The organism is Flagellimonas alvinocaridis (assembly GCF_965248585.1).
In the GTDB taxonomy this organism is placed as follows: Bacteria; Bacteroidota; Bacteroidia; order Flavobacteriales; family Flavobacteriaceae; genus Flagellimonas; species Flagellimonas alvinocaridis.
The window spans coordinates 2,230,961-2,253,901 of the sequence record NZ_OZ252111.1; the positions used below are offsets into that span (position 1 = coordinate 2,230,961).

Sequence of the window (22,941 nt, forward strand, 5' to 3'; positions counted from 1 at the left end):
GTAACCTTTTTACCCCCTCCTAAAATTTCTTCTGAGTAAAATTTCCACTGGGGTGCGATGTTCAATTAAAAAACATAAAGTTGTTTCCACCCCATATCCCCTATTTTTGAAAAACCAAAAAAATAAATTCTATGTCTTGATAATCCTTCGATGCGTAGACAATTATGGGATAACCCTTTTTGTTTTCTTTGATTTTCTTTTGTTGACAGTAATTGACAGATTCATAATGGGTCGGAAATAGGTCGGAAATAATTCCTTTAAAGTACCTATTTAGACGGAATTTCACCCTATAATCATCTAACAAAAAAAATGCGTAAAATGAAAAACCCCCATAAATACTGGGGGTTTCGGGCGGTGATCGCGGAAGGATTCGAACCTTCGACCGTCTGCTTAGAAGGCAGATGCTCTATCCAGCTGAGCTACGCGACCTAAGTTTGCGGGTGCAAAGATACTAATGTCTTCGGTTGTAAAAAATATTTTTTTGATTTCTTACCCCCTTCATCCCTATTTCCTCTGATTCTCTAGTGAAATCCTATTTTCTTGAGTCCTTCGTGGCTTATTTTAATCACTTCCAAGGGTTCCTTGTCCCAGGTCATATCCTGCTCAACGAAATATTTTAACATTCCAGAAGCTTCTTTTTGAGCCAAAATCCTTTTAAAATCAATGGTACCTTCACCAACTGGGGCAAATTTTCCCTCCTCATCCATATCCTTGACATGCCATGCCTTAAATCGACCCGGATACTTTTCAAAATAAGCAAGTGGGTCCGCCCCTGCCTTGGTCACCCAGTATAAATCCATTTGAAAGTTCACATACTTTGGGTCTGTGTGCTCCAAAAGGTAATCAATGGGTACAATACCCTCTTCATTCGTTTGATACTCGAAATCGTGGTTATGGTATAACAATTTCAATCCAGCGGCTTCACATTTTTTTCCCATTTGGGTAAGTATTTCTGCCAAATCGGATACAGAACCTTTCATTCCCATACTTCTGGTCTCAGCATTGTAGGTAAAAAGTCCCATTGGAGGTACTGGAATAACAAAGTACTCAAATCCCACTCTTTTGGCAGCTTCCAATTCAGTATCAATATTGTCCAAAGTGGCGGATGCCTGATGCGTACTTACCGGCTGTAGTCCCAGACCATTCAAATACGCCTTAAAATCCTCGGGAGCCATTCCATAGTACTTCCCATCATTGTAACCAGCGGCCTCCACATAGGCGTAGCCTGCCTCCTTTACCTTCTCCAAGGTAGCCTTGGCATCATCTCCCATATTATCCCGGACCGTATACAAGGCCAGTCCGCCAAAACTCTCTTGAGCATTTAAACTTACTGTTAAAAGCAGTGTTAAAAATATACCTAAAACACCTTTAGCTGATATTAAAACTGTTTTCATCTTCATCTGTAATAATTAATTCCAGTTCAATATAGGATTTTCTTGGGGATATTCTTGCCACAAATACTGCGGTTCTTTACTTGGGATTCCTGATGACTGTAAACGATACATATTATTCAAAAATAAAGCCAACAACAAAAATTCTTTGCTATTGGCTTTACAGATTCATAATGGGCTTACCCTACATTCAGAGTCCGCTCCGGATTTCCTTAATATTCTTTAATGTATCTCTGACCAATGCTTCCAGTCCGGCATAGTCTTGATCGGCCAAAACTTGTTTGCTAATCAGTTGAGATCCCATGCCTACGCAAGTGACCCCAGAGGTAAACCATGCTTTCAGGTTGTCGGTTTCCGTGCTTACCCCTCCGGTAGGCATAATGCTCGTCCAAGGTTGCGGTCCCTTTATTGCTTTCACAAAATCGGGGCCATAGGTCGATCCCGGGAACAGTTTAATGATCTCCACACCCAACTCCTCGGCTCGGTTAATCTCCGTTAGACTACCACAGCCTGGTGAATACATTATCTTTCTACGGTTACAGGTCACTGCAATGTCCTCACGCAATGATGGGGTCACAATGAAATTTGCCCCCATCTGTATAAAAAGTGAAGCCGCTGCTGCATCTGTAATGGACCCAACTCCCATAATCATACCTGGAAGTTCGGCCAATGCATATTTGTTGAGTTCTGAAAAGACCTCGTAGGCAAAATCGCCACGGGCCGTGAATTCCAACAAACGTGCCCCACCATCATAACATGCTTTGAGCACTTTTTTTCCAAGTTCCACATCAGGGTGATAGAACAACGGGACCATACCCGTTTCCTGCATGACCTGTGCTACTTCCAATCTACTGTACCTTGCCATATATCTTCTTCTGTTATATGATTATTATCGGGCAACCCTTCCAGAAGCATCTCCTCCCATGAGTTTCTCCACTTCATCCACGGTTACCAAGTTTGCATCTCCTTTGATGGTGTGTTTAAGGCAAGAAGCCGCTACCGCAAAGTCCAATGCATTTTGATCATCTTCTGGATATTTGAGCAATCCATAAATAAGGCCTCCCATGAACGAATCCCCGCCTCCTACACGGTCCACAATATGAGTGATTTGATACTCACTGGACTTGTACATGGTATTCCCGTCATACAAAACCCCTGCCCAAGTATTGTGCGAAGCTGATATGGATCCCCTTAGGGTGGTAATCACTTTTTTGGCATTTGGAAAACGTTCCATCATCTGCTTACAAACGGACAAAAAGGCCTCTGCCTTGACATGTTCACCTTGAGTAGTGATATCCAGTCCTTCCGGTTTGATTCCAAAGTGCTTTTCGGCATCTTCCTCGTTTCCTAGGACGATATCACAATATGAGGTCAGTTCGGACATGATCTCCTCACGCTTGGCATCGTCACAAAATTTCCAAAGTTTGGCTCTATAATTAAGGTCCGTGGAAACGGTAAGTCCCAATTTTTTCGCGGCTTTAACGGCTTCAATACAGGCGTCTGCAGCTCCTTGCGAAATGGCAGGAGTAATCCCTGTCCAGTGAAACCATTCGGCTCCTTTGAACACTGTGTCCCAATCCACCATACCTTTGGTAATCTCGGCCATGGCTGAATGGGCACGGTCATAGACCACTTTACTTCCCCTACTCACTGCACCGGTTTCCAAAAAGTATATTCCAAGACGGTCACCACCAAATACAATATGTTCGGTACCAACACCTCTTTTCCGCATCTCCATAAGGGCACATTCCCCTATGTCGTTCTTGGGAAGTCGCGTCACAAAATCCACTGGAACCCCATAATTGGCCAAGGAAACCGCCACATTGGACTCTCCCCCACCGTACACCACATCAAAACTGCTTGCTTGCGAAAACCTTAAAAAACCTTCAGGGGCCAATCGAAGCATAATCTCTCCAAATGTCACAACTCTTTTCATTCCTTTTACTAATCGTATTTTTTGTTTGTTATTTTTTAATTTAATCTAGTTTCTTATTCTTTATCTTCCTCGATCTCTTCTCCTTTTGGAGGTCTTTTGTGCCAGTACGATGCCAAGATAGATCCTGTAATGTTCATAAGGGGGCCAAATACCGCAGGAGCGAGCCCCATAGTGGCAATCTTACCCAAGGAGTTTGCAATACCTGAGGCCAATCCACCATTTTGCATTCCTACTTCTATGGATATGGTCCTGGAATCCCGCTCAGACATGCCCACAAGTCGTGCAAACCAATATCCTAATGTGTACCCAAAAAGGTTGTGTACCAACACCAGTACCATCAACAGACCACCTATATCCAAAAGACTGTCCCTTCCGGCCGCAGTGATCACTACTATGATTAGTCCTATCCCTAGCATAGAAATCACTGGCATGGCTTTATCCAACCATTTGGCGCCATCACCCCTCAATTTGTTGAACAACAGACCGGCACCAATGGGCAGGATAATCATCTTGACGATGCTCCACATCATACCCAATACATCTATTTCAATGAACTCCCCTGCCAATAGTTTCATCAACAAAGGGGTTACAAAGGGAGCTATCAGTGTAGCAATGGAAGTAATGGTTATGGACAGGGCCAAATTTGCCTTGGCCAAGTAGGCCATTACATTTGAGGCCACACCGCTAGGCGAGCAGCCTATCAACACTATACCTGCAGCAATCTCCGGTGGAAAATCACTTAAGGTTGCCAATATAAAACCCATGACCGGCATAATGGCCAACTGGGCGGTAACCCCTACCAAAACCCCTTTTGGGGTCTTGATTATTCCTACAAAATCATTGACGCTCATGGAGGTTCCCATCCCAAACATGATTATCTGGATCAAAGGGATGATCAAACCTGTGAGTTTAAAGTCGCCTATATAAGTAAAATATTGTGGGTAATATAGTGCCAATGTTACCCCGGCAAATATCAAGGCCGTGAATACATTGCCGTTCAAGGATTCGTACCCGCTGAAACCATAGGCGCAAAAAGCAAATACTCCGATGATTACCAGACCGGCACTGGCCAAATTACCCGTTACGGCCATTCCTATGGCAATGCACAGCAACAGCAGTGAAATCCACAATGAAATCGAATGTTTGTTTAATTTTTTCAAAAGTTGAGTTTGTTTTGGTTATTCTTATGTGTACTGTTCCTGTGCATGGAACAGATACCTATAGCTTAAAGGCTTGTCTGGCCAGTAATTGCCATTCTCCTTCTTGGGAGAGTTCATAAATCTGCATGTTCCCTATTTTGATTTCCAGGGGTTCCCCATCTTTTGTGGCACTGGCCAAAAAAATGTTCCGTACCACCGCAGTATTCCCCGATAAGGTAATAGTCTGCTCTGGTCCGGTCACTGATTGAAAATCAAAAGGGCCATTGAGCACATCATCAATAAAGGTTGCTTTATCCTGGACCAATCCACTGGAATGGCCGTAGGTCATCTTGTCCGAGCAAAGTTTTTCCAACACTTCTCTGGTTGGATTTTCCAATGCCTTATTAAATTCCAAAACCACAGCTTCCACGTCCGATACTTTAGGCGCAGGGGCTGCGGATTCAACCACTGTTGTTATCTCTTCCGGTTTCTGTTGGGTATCCCCGCAGGAAGCTAGGGATAGCAACAGGGCCATTGCCGAAAGGGCAATGGCCGTACTATTTTTTACAGTCATAAATATTTATTAATCTTTAATTCTCATTACCAAGTTCTCTTACTTAAGACCTTGTCCAGTTCTTCCCTGGTCATTTTTCCAAGTTCAGGTTTTCCTTTTAACCAATTGATAAAGTCATTTTTGATTTTATCGCTCCACTGACTATCGATTTCCCCTGTGGTGTACTTTTTGGTTCTTACCATTTCAAAACCGAACACATCCTTTAGTGCAACGAATTCTGCGGTAGCCACTACTTGTTCCGCCAAATGGGCTGGCACAAAAAGGACACCTTCTTGTTTGGCAATCACCAAATCACCGGGAAGTACTATGGCAGCACCCATACGGATGGGCACATTGAGTCCCATGGTTACCATTTCCTCCAAAAAAGAAGGATGGAAATCCCGTACAAAAGCATTGAAACCTTCCAATTCCTTGACGGTTTCCAAATCCCTTGCACTTCCGTTGAAGACCACACCATTGCCCGACTTGCTAAAAATTGACGTGGCCAATGTGGCTCCCATAAGTGTACCGGCATCAATTTTTCCGAAGCCATCCGCAACATAAACGTCACCTTGGGAAAGCATTTCGATAGGCCAGGAATTGGTATTTCCTTTTCTGCCCTCGGCATGTCCACGCGCTTTGATGTTACTTTCCACATCGGGTCGGCTTGGCATGTACATGGCCGTTAGCGCACGGCCCACTACCGGAACATCATCATGGATTATTTTCCAATTCCCTTCGAACTGGTTGGTATACCCTTCGTTATTGAGTACGGTCCAAGCATCATCTATCCCTATTTTCTTGGCTCTCTCCAAAATACCATCCGGAATACGGGGGCGTCCATCATCAAAACGTTCACCCTTCCATTCCGAAGTCAAGAAAATCAACTCCTCTTTTGGGATTGTCTGACCTTTCAGACCTATTGAGATAAAAAATAAAAATACTATGGCAATGTTCAGTTTGAACATATGTTTCATCATGTTTAAGTTAATCGTTTGTACTATTTGTTTAGTCCAAAGCAGCTATACAATCAATCTCCACCAAGGAATCCCCAGGAACACCACCATAGGTAGCGACAGTAGTTCTTACAGGAGGGTTTTTACCGAAACGTCCACGGTACACTTCATTCATTGCATGATAATCGTTAAGGTCTGCCAAATACACATTTACTTTAAGGACCTTATCCATTGAGGAACCGTTCTTTTCCAATTCTTTCTGGATATTATCCAATACAATCTTGGTGTGCGCTTTTATTTCGAAAGGTTCAACGTGAGCTCCTTTACCTGCTATGTATAAAGTATTTCCATGCTTTACTGCTCCAGAGAACAAAGGAACATCCTGATCGGTAATGATATCACCAACAACCTCTTTTTTAGCCTTGGCGCCTCCGGTCATGGCCTTTGCAGCTGTTGTAGCCCCAACTCCAAAAAGAGCTGCCAATCCTACTCCTATTCGTTTGAACGATGATCTTCTTGTTTGATTTTCCATATTACAATGTTTAAAAATGATTAAGGTTTGTTTACTATTCTAGCTTTTTTAATGATCAAGTGGCCAATGGTGGACCTCCGGGCACATTTAGTTTTGTGCGATTTTGTCTGTAAGATACCTTTTTGGCAGCGAACTTCGCTGTTAAATATTCTCCAAGGAATACGGAGCCACTAAGCTCCCCGTTGGAAATCTTACCAATGAACCAAAAACTGATACCATTTCCTGGAATCCTGAAATTACTTCTAAGCACTACTTCATCCCCTTCTATCATACCAATAATATCCTGACTGGCATATTCACTGGTGTGCGAGCCTGAAATCCAGTTACCATCTTGCTCCAAGAAAAACTTATGGCCACTGTTGCTTGTAAAGTATGCTACGTCCACTTCCCAATGTCCGGAGATATCCTCACTTGGAGATACCATTTCATCTGAAATTGGTTCTCTTTTTTGTGAAAGTACCTCATACAACCTGTCCGCTACCACTTTTGCATTTCCTGGGCGCATTTGGCTGGGAGTAATGTTGATGGAAGTACTATCACCCCTACTCCAACCACCAATAGCTATCCTTGGCTTGTTGCGGGCCACTTCCTCGGCCACTTCCTCTCCTGTTATATTAAGTTTGTCCGGATCCCATTTTAAAATTAATCTAGGGGTCCTGTTGTTCAATCCTTTGGGCAAGGTCACTTCTGAAGTGATTCCATCAATCTTGGTCAATTTGGAAGAAATCTCATCCAACCAACCCAACCAAGTCTGCCATTCCTTATCATGATCTCTGGTGGTCCAAGCCTCAACAGCAGCCAACATCCCCAACATCTCCTCTTTTCCTACCTTATTGTCCCTTCCAGGTCCGTGGTGTGGAGAACTAGCTTGCCATGCTGCCATGAGCAGGTCCTTATCTCCCAATAAAAGTCCCGCACACTGTGGCCCGCAAATGGCTTTCCCACCACTATAGGCTACCACTGTGGCGCCACGCTCCAAGTGCACGCAAGGAATGCTTAAATCCTCTGCGGCTGCATCGGCCAAAATTGGAATATTCTTTGGTTTGGCAATTTCACTGATCACTTCCAACGAAAGTGGTTTTCCTGTTTCATTGTCATCCCCGGTCATGATATAGATCATGGCTGTTCTTGGGTTGATGGCCTCCCGCATTTCTTCAGGGGAATCCACTGTGATCACTTTAACCCCGATATTCCGGATAGCGTGATCGTAGTAGTTTCGTGAACTTCTTGGGATGATGACCTCATTCTTCTCGAAATCATCAATATGTGGTATCCTGATCAATTTTTCTGGGTTACCTCCCGTTACACAGGCGGCAGTAACATGTTTCATTCCGGCTGCACATCCCGCAGAAACCATTCCCCAATCCGCCTTGGTGATTTCCGCCAAACGACGGCCAATACCTTCCGCAAGCTCATCATATTGTACAAAATAACCAGATGCGGCTTCTATGGCCTCTATAACCTCAGGACGTTCCGTGGAGCCTCCCAAAATGGTAAAGGTACCTCTACAGTTTATAATGGTGTCTACTCCCAAGGATTCATAAATGTTGGGGCCTTTGGATGATTTTGTCATCAACGGGCCTACATTACCCAATGTGCCGCCAAGCATAGATTGGCTGGCCATTAGGCTTCCCGCTACAGGAACAACGCCTAACTGTTTGATTATTTCCCTTCGTTTCATGCTCATGTTTTTAAGTATTAGTTTGTTTTCGTTTGGTCCTTTCTATTTGTCCCATTCTTTACTGGACAATCCATTGAGATCATAAACTACCTTCCCATCCTTTAAAGTCACTTCGCACTCAAATTTTTGATCTCCCATCATTTTTTGGTTTCTCGTGTCCACAAAACCAAATTCTCCTTTCTTAACACTAAGGATGGCCACATCGGCAATGGCACCAACACTCAATTGACCCAAATCGGTCCTGTTGATATATTGGGCAGGTTTCCAAGTTGAAATTTCTATTACTTCTTCAACCGACATGTCCATGTTCAAAAACTTGGACATGATGTTTGTCATATCCTTCATGCCACCATTCATACTTCCGATGTGCAGGTCAGTACTTATTGAATTGGGTTTGAACCCTTGTTGCATGGAAGGAATTGCCTGCGAAAAAGCAAAGCTTCCTCCGCCATGGCCTACATCAAAAACAATTCCTCTTTTTTGGGCTTCGAACACAAAGGGCTTAACCTTTCCTTGATCATCTACCACACGCTCCCTGCTGCCAAGCGATGCATAGGCATGGGTAAAGATATCACCTGGTCTCAATTTCTCCATAAAAAGGGTTTCTATGGATAGGGTCGGGGTACTACCCCCAAAATCAATCATTACCGGTACTTCCGCAATGGTGCCCGCTTCAACTGCTCTTTCGGTTGGGGTCCACTCAAACCCAGAATAGTGGGCCAATTTTACACCAACCAATTCAGGAAATCTTTTCACGGTCAAGGCCGTCATTTTTGGGTCCATGTCATTAATATTCTGCTCAATAACACCGCCTTTCATACCAGAGCCTACGATGTTCAGAAATGCCAATACCCTGGTCTTGGATTCGTCAATGACATTCTTCTTGAAAATCTGGAAATTACGCCAACCTGAACTTCCCGCATCCACGATGGTAGTGACCCCACTTCTAAACGTGAAATTGTCGGGGGCTACACTATGCGAACCGCCGCTATACATTGAATTCTCTTCGGTTCCGAAGAACACGTGCCCGTGAAGATCTATAAGTCCCGGAGTGACCAATTTATCTTGGGCGTCGATTATTTTTTTACCTTTTTTGGCCGATATATTACTAGCAACTTCAGCGATTTTTCCCTCTGAAATGGCCACATCCATTTTCTTGTTTATACCATTTTTGGCATCGATAAGTGTCCCGTTCTTTATCACCAAATCATATTCCTGGGCTTGAACGGCCTTAGAACAAAACAAGACTGCCAAAGCAATAAGTGTGTACTTTAATTTATGTATTTTCATTATGTTATGAGATTAGGTTATTCTTTTCTTTCTTTCATCATTTGAAATGCCCTTCCAGGACTGTCTACAGTAAAGGTCTCCACATTTCCATTGTCCTGTAGGGTTACGAAAGCTTGGGTGCCTTCCTTACCCCCAAATGCAATATTGGAAGCTCTCTTTCCGGTCAATGAAATCTCTTCGAGGATTTCTCCACTTGTTGTGGATATTTTGGCAACGGTACCTTTTCCATGCCGGGTCACATACAAATTCCCATCTGCATCGGTACGCATGCCATCCATGCCAAAATCTTCAAATTTGATCAGCAGGCGCTTGTTGCTGATTTCACCTTCAGGGGAAAGGTCATAGGCCCATATATTTCGTTGTACGGATTCGTTCACATAAAGTGTTTTGTTGTCCGGACTTACTTCAATACCGTTTGTGGTTCCCATATCCCCTTCGAGCAGGGTAAAGGTCCCCTCTTCCACTCTCCAAATCTGTCCTTTTGAATTGGCCCAATCAGGGTCGCTGGCAAAGATGATATCATTGTCCATAATGGCAATATCATTGGGTTGATTTAATCCATCATTATGGGCGTAAACACTAATTTCCTTGGTATCCATGTCTACTTTTAGAACATTGTGCATGGTATAATCCGCAATGAACATATCCCCATTACTGTTGAACCGGATGCCATTTCCAATGCTCCCTTCGGGAAGGGTTACAAAGAGTGAGGCATTCCCTTCGGCATCAACTTGGCCAATGGTACCCTGCTTTTCAAAGTTTACCACATAAAGGGTTCCATTTGCATCCACAGCAGGTCCTTCAATTCCTCCTGTGAAGCCTGATGGTTCCGTTAAAACGCTACTCTGGTACAATGTTGATTCTTCTTTAGTGGTATTTTCCTGATCTTCCGTTGTTGACTGATCATTTGATTTTTGTTTACACGCTGTGGATAGCAGCACAAAACATACCGTCATCAGCTTAAAGTTACGGAAGCAATTGGAAACGCCCCTGTTCTTAACAGCCATTGTTATACGATATACAGATTTCATAAAAAAAGTGGTTTAATTGGTTATCTTATGGTGTTTCGTTGGTCTTTCTCACTTTGGCCACTTCTTCCGGGGTTATTTTTGAACCCTTGTTTCCAAAACTTCCACGCACATAGGTCAATATACCCGCTATCTCCTCATCTGAAAGTCTATCCAACTTTGGCATTACGTTGTTATATGATTTTTCATGCACAAATATTTCCCCACGTAGGCCTTGAAGCACTACATTGATCAAGCGTGTCTTGTCTCCCAAAATCCACTCCGCGTCATCTAAAGGTGGGAAACGATCGTTACCTAAACCATTTCGCTGGTGGCATACAGAACAATAGGTGTTGTAAAGCTTTCCACCTTCTCCTACATTTTCATCGCTATATATATCGTCCTCATCATTCGGTTTAACCACCAAGTCTTCGAACTCAACAGGGGTTTTAATATTGGAAGCGGTTCTTTTGCGCTCTTCCATCCCGGCCAATTCAGCTTCCCCAAATTCGTCTTTATCTCCTTTGTACATGATTCTCCAAATCTTACCTTTTTCAGAATCCGACACATATAAAGAACCATCAGGTCCAACTGCTAATCCCATGGGACGATAGGTTGCATCACTGGTATTCTTAATGATTTCCTGCTCCGCAAAACCATCAGCAAATACTTCCCAAGGTCCTGTTGGAATCCCATTTTCCATAGGGACAAATCCAATAAAATAACCTGTTTGGGGGTATGGGGCACTACTGGTAGAACCATGGAATGCAATAAAAGCTCCATTTTTATATCTCTCTGGGAACTGATCTCCCTCGTAGAACATTATATCATTTGGTGCATAGTGACCATGGAAACCAACCACTGGATCCGTAAGCTCATCCTTATCTTCTCCTTGCTTTTCACCATCACCTCCATATTCAGGGTTAAGGAAATAGTCTCCTTTTATCTGATCATAATAATGGTATGGCCATCCGGCATCGTCCCCTTCCTTAAGTCTCACAAATACTTCCGATGGCAATACTGAACCTTCCCAAGCTGTAAATTCAGCTGGCCATGTATTGTGCAAATAATCCCTTCCATGGACCACAGCGTATAGGTTGTCATCTTGATCGTTCCAATCCATTCCCACAACGCTTCGCAAACCTGTGGCGAATTTTACTCCATCTTCCTGAAACTGGTTCAATTTGTTGGCATCGAATTTCCAAACACCTCCCCGATGTTCCAAAAGTGGACAAGGGAATATTCCAGGGGACAATGGTGACCTATCATCTACCTGACAGGCATCTGAAGGGGCACCAAACACTGTATACAAGTTCCCTTCGTTATCAAAAGCTATAGGTTTGGTATCGTGCTGTCTGGGGGGCTGCCTATCCGTTAGAATTAGTTCCAGTTCAGTATCTGGCACCAATTGGTCTGTTAGTTTTTGACGATAGATCCGTGTTACAGAGCTAAAATATAGGTAGCCATTATGAATCCGCATCTCGGTACCGTAACTACTTCGATCTATATAATCATCAAATGTTTCAATGATATCTGCCTTACCATCATTATCGGTATCCCGGAGTGCAGCATTTCCTCCCTCGTCATTTGGAAATCTCAACTTTACATATATATCACCATTGGTATTCACGGTAAGGTGCCTAGCCCTTCCCTTTAAGCTGTCTACAACGGCTACGACCTCAAATCCATCTGGAACAAAAAGGCCTGCGTTGTCTGGGTCGCCTGCAGGCAATCCATTATCCTTTGAGGTACATTGTACAAGAAAAATTGCAGCGATAACGCAAAGTAAGGGATATACAAAAACACGCTTCTTGTTAGCGTATTTAGTATTAGGTTGGTTGGTTTGGTTTAAAAAATCATTCATTTTAGTTAGCGTTATTACTCCATTTTTTGGTATTGGTTCAACTTAGTTTAGTTCTTTATTCTTTGTGTTTCGGCTATCATTGCTTTTAGGGTATTTACCACTCCGGTACTGGCCTCATCTGGTTTTTCGCTGTAGTAATTTTCCAAAAAAGAATCAGCGGAAGACCACACCGTATGCATTACCCCTAAATATTTTTCTGCCATTTCCGGTGTTGAATTCTGTTTAAAGGAATGCATCATCTGCACTTGTTGTTCGGCTACTTCGGGTCTTCGCCATGGACAGGCAATAACCTGCAATCCGTTCATTGCAAAATAGGCAGGTGTTGGAATGGCTTTCTCATAGTGCCAATCGCATATGACCACAGATTTTGAAATTAGGTTCACTGCATTGGCCGTGTTGTTGTAACTTCCTTCCCACATGCCTATACCAGAGTCTGTTCCATCGATTAGTCGATCACCCCATATCCAAAGTTCTTTTCCTCCTTTTTGTAAATGGTCACTAATCTTATTGACTTCTCCTGCGAACAACATAGCAGGGTCTTTGCCTTGGCAGCGGGGGCAATCTGGATGGGCCAGATAAAATACCTCATCCATACCAGCGTGAAAGGCTTTGGCCTCAAACACCTCTACAATCTCGTCCACAATATCAAAAACCACATCATGTACCTCAGGGTGCAATGGACAGTAGCTTTTGCAATAAAGCCGATCTGCGTTGGGCCATTCGTATTTTTCTGGAAGCTTCACATTTGGGGTTTCATCAAAATCTGGGTAAACCTCAAGCAGTTTGCTCAAATCGCTATGCCAAGATTGATGCCCTAAAAGATTGACCTGTGGAATCAGGCTGATATTGTGTTTCTTACTGGCCGCAACCATTTTTTTGACATCTTCCTTGCTCAAAGGGTTTTCATCCCTAAGCTCTGGCCTGGACTCATAAGCGTACTTGTAGTCCACCCGAAGAATAATGGTGTTGATCCCTCCGGGGGCCAGTTCATCTTCAATGAATTTTACAAAATCGTTCACCTTGTCCTTTGACGGGGCCGCAATGCAAAAGCCTTTAACCGCAAATGAGGATTGACCAAAACCCAGGGTTGTGGCAAGCAACAAAATCAGCAATGTTATTTTTCTTCCCATGATAATATGATTTACAGTTTGAGTTTAATTCCTTTTTTCTCCAGCCAACCCGTAATCGCAACAACAAGTAGGGCAAATACCATGGAGCCTATGAGCCCTATCACCCCCGTATTCAAAACATCTGGCAATGTGAAATCCACAAATGTGCGCATTGGATAAATAATATAAGGCAACATGTAGCAGGTCAATGTAGCCGTTCCCGCGGGAGCTATAATCTTGGCCCATTTTGTAATGTTCCTTTTATCTGCGATATAATGTAGAATAGCAAAAAGGAAAAAACCCATGGCCGAACATATGGCAAGCCATGAAGGTGTAGCCCCAAGTTTGGAGATTCCCCACATTGGTCGTGTACCCAATCCATATGCAAGACATACAATTCCCAAGACAGCAAGGATTGTGTATACTTGCTTTAAGCTGACCTTAGACCATTTTTCGAATATCAAGGATGCAACAATTCCTCCAGTGGTCAATCCTGGTATAGTACCTCCCACAATGGTTGAAAGATACCTGAATGGTCCTGACAATTGAATGGCCATGTCTGTTTGAGCCCAAACAGAAAGTATGTTGAAGAGAACCCAAACGCCAATCATTACAGCAAAATTTCCTCTAACAAATAAAAAGATAAGTGCATTGACCAAATATGCCCAACCTATCAATCCTAAAATACCCCACCATTGAGGGCGCATCCAATGTTCCCCGGAAGCACCTCCTTTATAAATAATGGCTAAAAACACGAAAACCGCCAGCCCTAGAATTTGTAATGGCAGATGCCATTGTTTTGGAATTGGGCTTTTCTTATAATGTGTCCATATTAAAAACACCCCAAGTGCCATTAGAATACACCAAAGATATTTTCCTATAATGATGCCTTCATGATAGGCAGATTCATAATTTACCATGAAAACGCCAATAAAAAGCAAAGAAAAAGAGCGGATTAGAATATGCTTGGCTATGTCTCTACGAGAATCTCCTTTTTGCAACCGGTTTTTAATAGCAAAGGGAATGCTTAGCCCTACAATGAATAGAAAAAGTGGGAATATCACATCTGAAAATCCTAAATAATCCTCACCAGCTTTGGCATGCAAAAGCCATTTGGGCAAGCCTTGCAGTGTCCAAAAGTCGTTTACCCATATCATAAAAAACATGGTCAGAGCTCTAAGAATGTCAATTGACTTAAGTCGCATAATGATTTAAATTGACCTTACACCTCTGTAATTTTTTTACCAATTTCATTGCACTCATATTATAAGTACGCACGAAACTTTAATAACCCTATACTTTTTTATGATTTTTAATAAAATATCTTCAGATGTGCACAATATCGCAATCTATTAAATTTTCGATTTCCTTTGGTTTAAAAGGGTAATAATTATTGTACATCTAAAACAAAGCCTTCAAAAAAGGTAGCTCCCAGAGTTTTGTCGGAGTCTTATGCATTCAATTTTTGAATTAAATATCCTATACCAATATTTCCAATAGAAAAAAAAGCGGGCGAGAAAACTGGCTTCCCCACCCGCGGCTTCAAACTTAACTCAACTTAAACATGTAAACTTCTAAAAATTAGGGGCGCCAGTATCCCACCAAAGCCTAGTGCCTCCATTGTCAGGTCCGCCAAGTTTAGTAACGGCTCCCGCAACACCTTCGGCATTGGTTGAAAGTTCACTATCCACAAATGGGATTCTTCGTATTTGAATATCCGTATCTATGGTTCCAGGGCTTTGATTGCTCACTACCGGGAAAATTTTGGGGTATCCCGTACGACGGAACTCGCTCCATGCCTCTTGTCCATCAGGAAATACTGCAATCCATTTTTGGGTGATGATCTTTTCCAATTTGGTTTCGTTGTCATCGGCCCCATCCCATGCAATGGTAACATTGGTAAGGGCATTGATGTTATTTGACGGATATACGGGATCCACATAATCTGCAGATACGGAAGTATTGTCCGCTATGTAATCGTCCGCACTACCTACACCTCTTTGCTCAAAAGAAAGGGCTATACCCATTTCATAATTGGCCTGTGCATCACCAGCACCAGTCCATCCCCTCAAAGCAGCTTCTGCTTTAAGGAAAGCTACCTCAGCAGCCGTCATTAGCTGTACGGTGTACTGGGTTAAATCGTCATTGATTACCGCAAATCTTACATAGTCGGCCTTTTGAGCCGATGCATCTGCATATCCATCCAACAAGGGCAACCCGTTTCTGATTCCTTTCAGTGTTCCGGGAACAATGGGTTCTGTTTCCGAATCACCAGGGTTCACTTCCGAAAAATAGGCATTGATTCGAGGATCGTTATATCCACCCATAATGGACTCCATGGATGCATTCATACGGGTATCTCCCCATGAATTATCTATCTGGGCCAACGGATGGCTATTGGTACTGGTCACAAAGAATCCATCGTCATTGCCAGCCATCACACCCAGAGGATGGCTCAAAGCTTTTTCTCCTTGTAACTTGGCCTTTTCAGGGGCTACTTTGGAAATTCGAATAGCCAGTCTTAACCGCAAGGAATTTGCAAATCTTACCCATTTGGAGTAATCTCCTCCATAAGCTAGGTCAAATGCAGTAAACCTTGGGCTTTCTATATCGGCCATAAGATTATCCACGGCAGTGTCCAAATCAGCAAAAAATGCATCATAGGCTTCCTCTTGTGAGTCATAAACCCCAGCATTGTCCAAATCGCCGAAATTGGTATATACAATAGGACCAAAAACATCTGAAACCCTGTGCATGGCCTCCACCTTTAAAATCAGGGACACTGCATAAAGGGTAGGATATTCCCCTTGGGTGAGGCTTTCAATGTCCTTGACATTGTTCATGACATTGGAATAAGGAACGGACCAGATGGTATTGTTCCAGCCACTCACCAAGTTATAGGTGGTGTTGTTGGACCCATTCTGAAAAGGGTTTGGAGGGGTCAAATATCCTGCATAGGCATCCGCGTTCAAGTTCTGTTGAAGCTGGTATTGCCACCCTGGGTTGAAAATATAGATACTTTCAAACACGGGCTTATATTTGGATCCCACATGTTGAAAATCCCCTTCGAGCTGTTCTTGGGTTATTTCCCTTGGGTTTTTATTGAGTTCTTCAAAATTCTCAGTACAGGACGTTGCCAAAAACCCTAAAGTTGCTGCCAAAACGCCCAATCTATATATATTTTTCATGAGTTTTTTTTAAAAAGTTAGTTTTACGTTTAGACCTGTGCTCCTTGTAGAGGGAAGACCTAAAACATCCACTCCCTGTAGTGCATTGCCCGTACTTAAACTGACATTGGGGTCATGTGGGGCGTCCTTGTAGAAAAAGAACAGATTGCTCCCTACCAAGGAAGCGCTCACATTGCTAAAGAAAGATTCTTCTCCCAAATCAAAGGTGTAGCCCAATGCCAATTCGGCCAACCGTACATTGGTAGCACTGTAGACGTATTCACCCGTAAAACCATTCCTTCCACCTGCTGCACCGTAGTATTGTTGTGCCGTCCAAGTTTCTGGATTACCATTGATATCAACCACTTCGATGTTTCCATTGGCTGTTTCACGAGCGGTGTTATTGCTCAAGCCTTCCACAGCGGCCTGGGTCATGCTCATGGTCTCACCACCAAACTTCCCATCAATCAAAAAGTCAAGACTAAAGTTTTTGTAGCTAAAGGAGTTGTTCCATCCCAAAGTAAAGTCTGGATTGGCATTCCCCACTTTTTCCAAACCTTCTATAACATTGTCGGGGTTTTGGTCATTTTCCACCAAACCACCATCAACTACAACAGGTCTACCCTGCTCATCCCTTTTTACCACCCGGCCATAGATGTCCCCAAAGGAACCTCCTTCAACCAAATAGGAAGCAAAGGAATTGTTCCCAGCTCCGGAAAGGGTAAAATAGGTAGGTTCAATAAGTCCATCGGCAACCGTACCGTCATAGATGCTTTCCACTACGTTCTTGTTTCGCGCAAAGTTCACTGTGGTCTTCCAACGGAAATCCTCACTTTGGATGGGTGTGGCAAAAATAGTGGCCTCAATACCCCTGTTGACAATCTCTCCTGAATTTAACCCTGCATTGGGCGCCCCAATAACCGCAACCGAAGTTGGGAAGGGGAAATACTGGTTAACCGTCTTCGTGTTGTAGTACCCAACATCAAAGCCTAAACGATTGTTGAAAAATCTCCATTCGGTACCCAATTCAAAAGACTTCTGCTTTTCCGGCTTTGGCGTGGTCCCTGGAAATGGCCTGATAGGATCGGTAGGACTGATTCCATTACCAAACAAAATAGTCCTGTTTGGGCTAATTTGGTTAGGGGCAAAATCATTACCCACTTCTGCATATGAGCTTCTTATTTTGGCAAAGGAAACCTTATCTCCAAAATCAAACATTTCACTCAAAACCCCAGTAATACCCACAGAAGGATAGAAAAATGAATTGTTTTCTGGTGGAAGTGTGGACGACCAGTCATTTCTGGCGGTAAGATCCACAAAAATCTTCTCTTCATAGCCCAAGGTAGTACTTGCAAAAACAGAATTGATTTGTCTATTCAATGAGGTCTGTGACAAGGCCACTTGGGAATTGGCATTAAAGTTCTGAACGGTGAACACATTGGCAAACTGAAGCCCTCCCTGTGATCCTGAATCTGCATTTAGAATTTCAGTGGTATTTCGCTTAACACTGCCACCTACGTTGGCTGTCAAAGAAATCTTCTCGGTGATATCATAATTGATATTGGCAATGATATCCCCATATAGTTGACGGATATCCTGTTCGTTAAAAGTGTATCGGCCATTCTCATGGGCCAATGTGGCCTGGGTGGAAGCATAGGCCTTTCGTTCAAAATCCAAAAATGATTGGTCATAGGTTCCCCTGGTCTGAATCGACAACCAATCAGTCACCTTAAAATTCAGGTTCAATGAAGCCAGTAATTTTCTATTGGTGTCTTCTCTTGGGTTTCGGTACACGATCCAATAAGGGTTCTGCTCAATATCAGCCAATGGTCTTACCCATCTTTGTACCTGAATGTTCCTGTCCGGGTTGTACTCTTCAAAATCAGCATAATCTGTTAAACGCCCCTCTGCTGTTGGGAACACATAGGTACCTACCAAAGGATTGAAATAAAATCCTGAAACGGCCCTATTGTGTATCTTTTGGGTCGATGCCATAATACTGGCATTCATGGTCAACACATCATCAAAAAACTTGGCGGTTTCCCTCAAGTTTATGGTATGTTGTTTTAAGGTATTGTCGGGAAGAATTCCTGAAGCAAAACTGTTACTATAAGAAAAATAGGTCTGCGCCTTTTCTGTTCCACCGGACAAAGACACGGAATTGATGTTGTTCACTCCTGTTTCCAAAAAATCATCAACATTCTGCTGCGCTTCATCATTAAAATCAATCATATAAGCAGCTCTATCCACCGTAAGGTTGGAAGAAAAATCCACTTTAAAGGTGCCATCACGACCTTTCTTGGTGGTAATCAATATTACCCCGTTAAGACCTGCATTTCCGTAGAGTGCCGATGCGGAAGCACCTTTCAATACGGTCAAGGATTCAATATCGTCAGGGTTGATCAAGGAAAGGGCATCGCCCCCGTCCCTACCTCCACCAAAGGTGCTTGTAGGTTGGGCAGCAGTTGGGTTGGACAACGGTACACCATCCACCACATACAAGGGCTGGTTGTTTCCAAAAGAGTTGTTACCCCTCAAGGTAACCTTTACAGACCCCCCTACACCAGATGAACTTCTGGTAATGGCCACACCGGCCACCTTACCGGACAAGCTGTTCATAGGGTTGGACTGTTTTACACGGTTCAATTCATCAGAATCGATGTCCTGTGCTGCATAAGTCAGGGACTTTCTGGTTTTTTGAATACCGAGGGCAGTTACAATCACTTCACTAAGTTGATTGGCATCCTCCACTAAGGTAACATCGATGGACGATTGTCCGTTAACGGAAATTTCCTTTGTTTGAAAGCCAATATAGCTGATAACCAAAATGGCATTGTCATCTACTGAAATGGCATAATTTCCATCAAAATCGGTTTGTGTTCCATTGGTGGTTCCCTTTTCAACAATATTGGCCCCAGCCAATGGAATTCCCTGTTGATCTACAATAGTACCGCTTACTTGTTGCTGCAAACGCTCTACGGTTTCCACTTTCGATTCTTCAATCTTTATCTCAGATTTCTCTTTCTTCCGAACAACAATGGTATTGTTGGCAGTGAATTCGTAAGTGAAATCTACAGGGGTAAGGAGCATATCAAGAAGTTGTTTTGCTTTAACAACACCTTGTTTCACAGAAATTTCAGGAGCATTTTCCAACAAGTCGTTCCTATAAATAAATTTATAGTCGGCTTGTTTGTTCATCAGTTTAAATACTTGCTTAACATTGAGCACCTTATCCTTTGCAATCAAAATGTCAGCATCTTGGGAAAAGCCCTTTTCGGATCCCAGAGCAAAGGCAAGGGTACAACATAAGAAAATAAAAGTTTTCATAAGAAACTTTAAGAGTCGAAATCTTGTTTTAGATCGACCCAGATTCAAGTTAATTTTCATAAATTAGCAATTGGTTTAGTTATACTTAGTTTTAATTAATCCGCTGAGGACAAAGGCTATTACGGTGGAATGTGTTAGCCTTTTCCTTTTTTTATGCATTTAGCAATTTCTTGTCATATTGTTTTATTTAATATGTACGGTCTTATCCTTTACTTCAAATGTGACTTCTCCTTGGGCCGCTACTTCCATTACGCCCAAGATATCATCAAATGATTTGGTTCTTTCCAGTATCCCTGTAAAACTAAAATCTTTACGCTGGGCCGATTCAAAGACCACCTCTATATCGTACCATCTGGAAAGCACTTTCATTATTTCATCCAAAGTATCTCCTTCAAAAGTGAACACACCATTTACCCAAGACATTACTTGGGATGCATCCACATCCACAACAACTATATCATCCAAAGATTTATGAATCCTGGATTGCTGGTTGGGTCGGAGCATTTTCTTGGAAGCTCCCCTCTCAAGTGCAATGCTGCCACCGATTAAAGTGGTCACAATTTCATCATCATCTTTATACGCACTAACGTTGAATTCTGTACCCAAGACATCTATTTTCTGATCGTTGGAAACCACTTGAAAACCTGCTCCGTTGTTAAGGGTGCTTGGTGTCACCTCAAAATAGGCTTCCCCATGCAAAAGTTCCACTTTACGGGTCTCCATTCCATTAAAAGATACTGGATATTTTAGCTTGGTCTCCGAATTTAACCACACTTTTGTTCCATCTGAAAGCTGCACAAAAAACTGTCCCCCTCTCGGTATGGATAAGTAGTTGTTCAACTCCCCTTCTTCATTACTTATACTTTCTTTGCTGGAGTACACAATTTGCTCACCATTACTTTTGATCATTGGCGTACTGAAGTTCTTGCCTTTTTCCAACGCTACTTGATCCCCGTTTTCCAAGGTAAGTACAGCTTTGTCAGAACCAATTACAATCTTGTTAGGCTTCTCTTGAATTGCTTCTTCTCCATAATACCCGTTAAGAACCAGTCCCAAAACCAACAAAACCGAAGCAGCAACAGAAACTCTTCTATAAAGCTGTAGCCTTTGCTTCTTTTTTTCGGATTTGACTTTTTGCTTAATGGATTCCTTGGCTTCATTTAAATTATAGTTTGCCATACCGTTAGCGGTTAGATATTGGATTCTAACTAAATTGTTAAAGGTTGTGATATTCTCCTTGTCGTGCAAACTGTCCTCCAACCTCTCCAATTCTTCTTGATTGGCTTCCTTATTAAGGAACTTGACAATAAGTCTATGACGTTTGGCTGATTCCATGTTTTGTAATTACTCTTAAATACGTGTGAAAGTTTTGAGACCCTGCATTTTTTTATGATATTTTTTTATAATTTTTCCAACGAAAACGATAAAGTGGATAGGAAATCATCAACCTCCAATGGACTATACCGACGATAATTACTTTTTGACTAAACGACTGGTCAAAGGTGATGAGAAAGCATACGAATACTTAATGGACACCTATTACCAAAGACTCTGTAGCTATGCCTACACCTTGACGAACGATCATGGTAAAGCAGAAGATATTGTACAAAATGTCTTTGTAAGGGTTTGGACGAAGCGAAAAAAACTCAATCCTAACTTTTTAATCAAGAACTTCCTTTATAAAGCGGTTTATAATGAGTTTATAGACGAGTATAGAAAGAATAAGTCTGTTCTGTACTTGGAAAAAAAATACTTGGAGGCCATAGACATTGCTGTTGAAAATGAGCAAGACAATCTGGAAGAGATCATTATGCTAGTGAATTTGGAGATAAACAATCTACCTCCAAAATGCAGGCGTATTTTCCTTCTCAACAAAAAAGAAGGGCTTACCCACACAGAAATTGCCGAGCATTTAGGTATTTCCATTAAAACTATTGAGGCGCACATGACCAGGGCATTTAAAATCCTAGAGAAAAAATTGGGGCATAAATATGAGACCATTTTTTTTCTAGCCTGTAACCCTAAACTACGGTAGAAAAGACATTCATTAATCTTCAACGGGTATGATTGTTTTTATCTCTTGAGGCCTTAACGTTTTATGACCTGCTAAATTGAACATTTACACAACCTGATATCACATTTTCAACAATGAAAAAAACCAAACCAATCACAGTATTTTTATGCGCTATCCTGTACTTATCCTGCAATACCAAACAAAAACAGGACAATACCAATACAACTGAAACAACCCAAACCATGACTGAAAACAACACCGGAAAACTGCCAACAATTACCATAAACAAGGAATCCTTTACCCAATTGGGAGACCTCCATTTTAAGCACAGCGTTGGTGGAGAGCCCATTAAAGAAGAAACCTTGGTATTGGTAAAATATGATGATGAATTTCTTGAAATACAATTTGAATGCAGGGACAACCCTAGAATGGACCAGAATTATTTCACGGAAGATAACACCCCCATGTTCACACAAGAGGTCTTTGAGCTTTTTATCAGCAAAGGAAAAGAACCTATGGAGGACTATGTTGAGATTCAATTAAACCCCAACAATGCCATGTTCCTGGCCACCATACATAACAACTTCAAAGGTGACGGAAAATTTAGCTCGGAGCATTTGGATCCCAACGCCATGGGTGTGGAACACAGTGCCTCCAAGGACCAAAACACCAATACATGGAGCGGACACATGAGAATTCCATTAAAATTGCTACAGTACCCTGAAAACACGCCTGACAATGTATATAGATTGAATTTTTACCGAATCATTTCCCAAGAAGACCAAACCGAAAAGGGCTGGAGAAACAATGCAGAAAATTCCACCTTTGCCTGTTGGAGTTCCACCATGGCCAAAAGACCTGCTTTCCACAGGCCTGAATACTTTGGCTATATGGTTTTGGAATAAAAGGCCGTAAAAATCAAAGTGCACTCATTTCAAAACAAAAATGGGGCGCAGGTGATAACCAGCGCCCCAT

18 protein-coding genes and 1 tRNA gene are annotated in these 22,941 nt (G+C 42.4%); 2 read left to right on the forward strand and 17 right to left on the reverse strand.

The features are described from left to right. Positions 1-355 precede the first annotated feature (355 nt). From ACP14V_RS10060 to ACP14V_RS10140, 17 genes are all read right to left on the reverse strand, one after another. Positions 356-429, reverse strand: a tRNA-Arg gene (locus ACP14V_RS10060). Positions 430-521: 92 nt separating this feature from the next. Then, the gene (locus ACP14V_RS10065; protein ID WP_409557936.1) at positions 522-1,400 is read right to left on the reverse strand and encodes a sugar phosphate isomerase/epimerase family protein; all 879 of its coding nucleotides are present in this window, start codon (positions 1,398-1,400) and stop codon (positions 522-524) included. A gap of 181 nt (positions 1,401-1,581) precedes the next feature. Next, a complete protein-coding gene (locus ACP14V_RS10070) occupies positions 1,582-2,256 on the reverse strand; it encodes a bifunctional 4-hydroxy-2-oxoglutarate aldolase/2-dehydro-3-deoxy-phosphogluconate aldolase (RefSeq protein ID WP_272610410.1) in 675 nt (224 codons plus the stop codon). Between the two features lie 24 nt (positions 2,257-2,280). Then, complete coding sequence (locus tag ACP14V_RS10075; RefSeq protein WP_272610411.1) at positions 2,281-3,327, reverse strand: sugar kinase; 1,047 nt, start codon at positions 3,325-3,327, stop codon at positions 2,281-2,283. Between the two features lie 53 nt (positions 3,328-3,380). Further along, positions 3,381-4,487 (reverse strand): bile acid:sodium symporter family protein, encoded by a 1,107-nt coding sequence (locus ACP14V_RS10080; protein WP_236640919.1) that lies wholly within the window; start codon positions 4,485-4,487, stop codon positions 3,381-3,383. A gap of 58 nt (positions 4,488-4,545) precedes the next feature. Then, entirely contained in the window at positions 4,546-5,040 is a 495-nt protein-coding gene (locus tag ACP14V_RS10085; protein ID WP_272610412.1) for a nuclear transport factor 2 family protein, read from the reverse strand. A 26-nt stretch (positions 5,041-5,066) separates the two neighbouring features. Next, positions 5,067-5,987, reverse strand: coding sequence for an RraA family protein (locus ACP14V_RS10090; RefSeq protein ID WP_272610413.1), 921 nt, complete (start codon positions 5,985-5,987; stop codon positions 5,067-5,069). Positions 5,988-6,027: 40 nt separating this feature from the next. After that, a complete protein-coding gene (locus ACP14V_RS10095) occupies positions 6,028-6,507 on the reverse strand; it encodes a RidA family protein (RefSeq protein WP_136566983.1) in 480 nt (159 codons plus the stop codon). Positions 6,508-6,562: 55 nt separating this feature from the next. After that, entirely contained in the window at positions 6,563-8,188 is a 1,626-nt protein-coding gene (locus ACP14V_RS10100) for an aminotransferase class V-fold PLP-dependent enzyme (protein ID WP_272610414.1), read from the reverse strand. A 42-nt stretch (positions 8,189-8,230) separates the two neighbouring features. Further along, complete coding sequence (locus tag ACP14V_RS10105; protein ID WP_272610415.1) at positions 8,231-9,478, reverse strand: amidohydrolase/deacetylase family metallohydrolase; 1,248 nt, start codon at positions 9,476-9,478, stop codon at positions 8,231-8,233. A 17-nt stretch (positions 9,479-9,495) separates the two neighbouring features. Beyond that, the gene (locus ACP14V_RS10110; protein ID WP_272610416.1) at positions 9,496-10,509 is read right to left on the reverse strand and encodes an SMP-30/gluconolactonase/LRE family protein; all 1,014 of its coding nucleotides are present in this window, start codon (positions 10,507-10,509) and stop codon (positions 9,496-9,498) included. A 25-nt stretch (positions 10,510-10,534) separates the two neighbouring features. Next, the gene (locus ACP14V_RS10115) at positions 10,535-12,349 is read right to left on the reverse strand and encodes a PQQ-dependent sugar dehydrogenase (RefSeq protein ID WP_272610417.1); all 1,815 of its coding nucleotides are present in this window, start codon (positions 12,347-12,349) and stop codon (positions 10,535-10,537) included. 47 nt (positions 12,350-12,396) lie between these two features. Next, entirely contained in the window at positions 12,397-13,479 is a 1,083-nt protein-coding gene (locus tag ACP14V_RS10120) for a family 20 glycosylhydrolase (RefSeq protein WP_272610418.1), read from the reverse strand. Positions 13,480-13,490: 11 nt separating this feature from the next. Next, entirely contained in the window at positions 13,491-14,663 is a 1,173-nt protein-coding gene (locus ACP14V_RS10125; RefSeq protein WP_272610419.1) for a DUF5009 domain-containing protein, read from the reverse strand. A gap of 369 nt (positions 14,664-15,032) precedes the next feature. Then, the gene (locus ACP14V_RS10130; RefSeq protein ID WP_272610420.1) at positions 15,033-16,646 is read right to left on the reverse strand and encodes a RagB/SusD family nutrient uptake outer membrane protein; all 1,614 of its coding nucleotides are present in this window, start codon (positions 16,644-16,646) and stop codon (positions 15,033-15,035) included. Positions 16,647-16,655: 9 nt separating this feature from the next. Beyond that, entirely contained in the window at positions 16,656-19,952 is a 3,297-nt protein-coding gene (locus ACP14V_RS10135) for a TonB-dependent receptor domain-containing protein (protein ID WP_272610421.1), read from the reverse strand. Between the two features lie 183 nt (positions 19,953-20,135). After that, entirely contained in the window at positions 20,136-21,287 is a 1,152-nt protein-coding gene (locus ACP14V_RS10140) for a FecR family protein (RefSeq protein WP_272610422.1), read from the reverse strand. A 118-nt stretch (positions 21,288-21,405) separates the two neighbouring features. Here ACP14V_RS10140 and ACP14V_RS10145 point away from each other — a divergent pair, with 118 nt between their 5' ends. Beyond that, the gene (locus ACP14V_RS10145; protein ID WP_272610423.1) at positions 21,406-21,987 is read left to right on the forward strand and encodes an RNA polymerase sigma factor; all 582 of its coding nucleotides are present in this window, start codon (positions 21,406-21,408) and stop codon (positions 21,985-21,987) included. 113 nt (positions 21,988-22,100) lie between these two features. Further along, complete coding sequence (locus ACP14V_RS10150; RefSeq protein ID WP_424987276.1) at positions 22,101-22,871, forward strand: carbohydrate-binding family 9-like protein; 771 nt, start codon at positions 22,101-22,103, stop codon at positions 22,869-22,871. Positions 22,872-22,941 lie beyond the last annotated feature (70 nt).

Bases quoted from the DNA above. Each gene is read 5' to 3' on its own strand.
- ACP14V_RS10065 (WP_409557936.1), bottom strand. From the start codon at position 1,400: ATGAAGATGAAAACAGTTTTAATATCAGCTAAAGGTGTTTTAGGTATA.
- ACP14V_RS10070 (WP_272610410.1), bottom strand. From the start codon at position 2,256: ATGGCAAGGTACAGTAGATTGGAAGTAGCACAGGTCATGCAGGAAACG.
- ACP14V_RS10075 (WP_272610411.1), bottom strand. From the start codon at position 3,327: ATGAAAAGAGTTGTGACATTTGGAGAGATTATGCTTCGATTGGCCCCT.
- ACP14V_RS10085 (WP_272610412.1), bottom strand. From the start codon at position 5,040: ATGACTGTAAAAAATAGTACGGCCATTGCCCTTTCGGCAATGGCCCTG.
- ACP14V_RS10090 (WP_272610413.1), bottom strand. From the start codon at position 5,987: ATGTTCAAACTGAACATTGCCATAGTATTTTTATTTTTTATCTCAATA.
- ACP14V_RS10095 (WP_136566983.1), bottom strand. From the start codon at position 6,507: ATGGAAAATCAAACAAGAAGATCATCGTTCAAACGAATAGGAGTAGGA.
- ACP14V_RS10100 (WP_272610414.1), bottom strand. From the start codon at position 8,188: ATGAAACGAAGGGAAATAATCAAACAGTTAGGCGTTGTTCCTGTAGCG.
- ACP14V_RS10105 (WP_272610415.1), bottom strand. From the start codon at position 9,478: ATGAAAATACATAAATTAAAGTACACACTTATTGCTTTGGCAGTCTTG.
- ACP14V_RS10110 (WP_272610416.1), bottom strand. From the start codon at position 10,509: ATGAAATCTGTATATCGTATAACAATGGCTGTTAAGAACAGGGGCGTT.
- ACP14V_RS10115 (WP_272610417.1), bottom strand. From the start codon at position 12,349: ATGAATGATTTTTTAAACCAAACCAACCAACCTAATACTAAATACGCT.
- ACP14V_RS10120 (WP_272610418.1), bottom strand. From the start codon at position 13,479: ATGGGAAGAAAAATAACATTGCTGATTTTGTTGCTTGCCACAACCCTG.
- ACP14V_RS10125 (WP_272610419.1), bottom strand. From the start codon at position 14,663: ATGCGACTTAAGTCAATTGACATTCTTAGAGCTCTGACCATGTTTTTT.
- ACP14V_RS10130 (WP_272610420.1), bottom strand. From the start codon at position 16,646: ATGAAAAATATATATAGATTGGGCGTTTTGGCAGCAACTTTAGGGTTT.
- ACP14V_RS10135 (WP_272610421.1), bottom strand. From the start codon at position 19,952: ATGAAAACTTTTATTTTCTTATGTTGTACCCTTGCCTTTGCTCTGGGA.
- ACP14V_RS10140 (WP_272610422.1), bottom strand. From the start codon at position 21,287: ATGGAATCAGCCAAACGTCATAGACTTATTGTCAAGTTCCTTAATAAG.
- ACP14V_RS10145 (WP_272610423.1), top strand. From the start codon at position 21,406: ATGGACTATACCGACGATAATTACTTTTTGACTAAACGACTGGTCAAA.
- ACP14V_RS10150 (WP_424987276.1), top strand. From the start codon at position 22,101: ATGAAAAAAACCAAACCAATCACAGTATTTTTATGCGCTATCCTGTAC.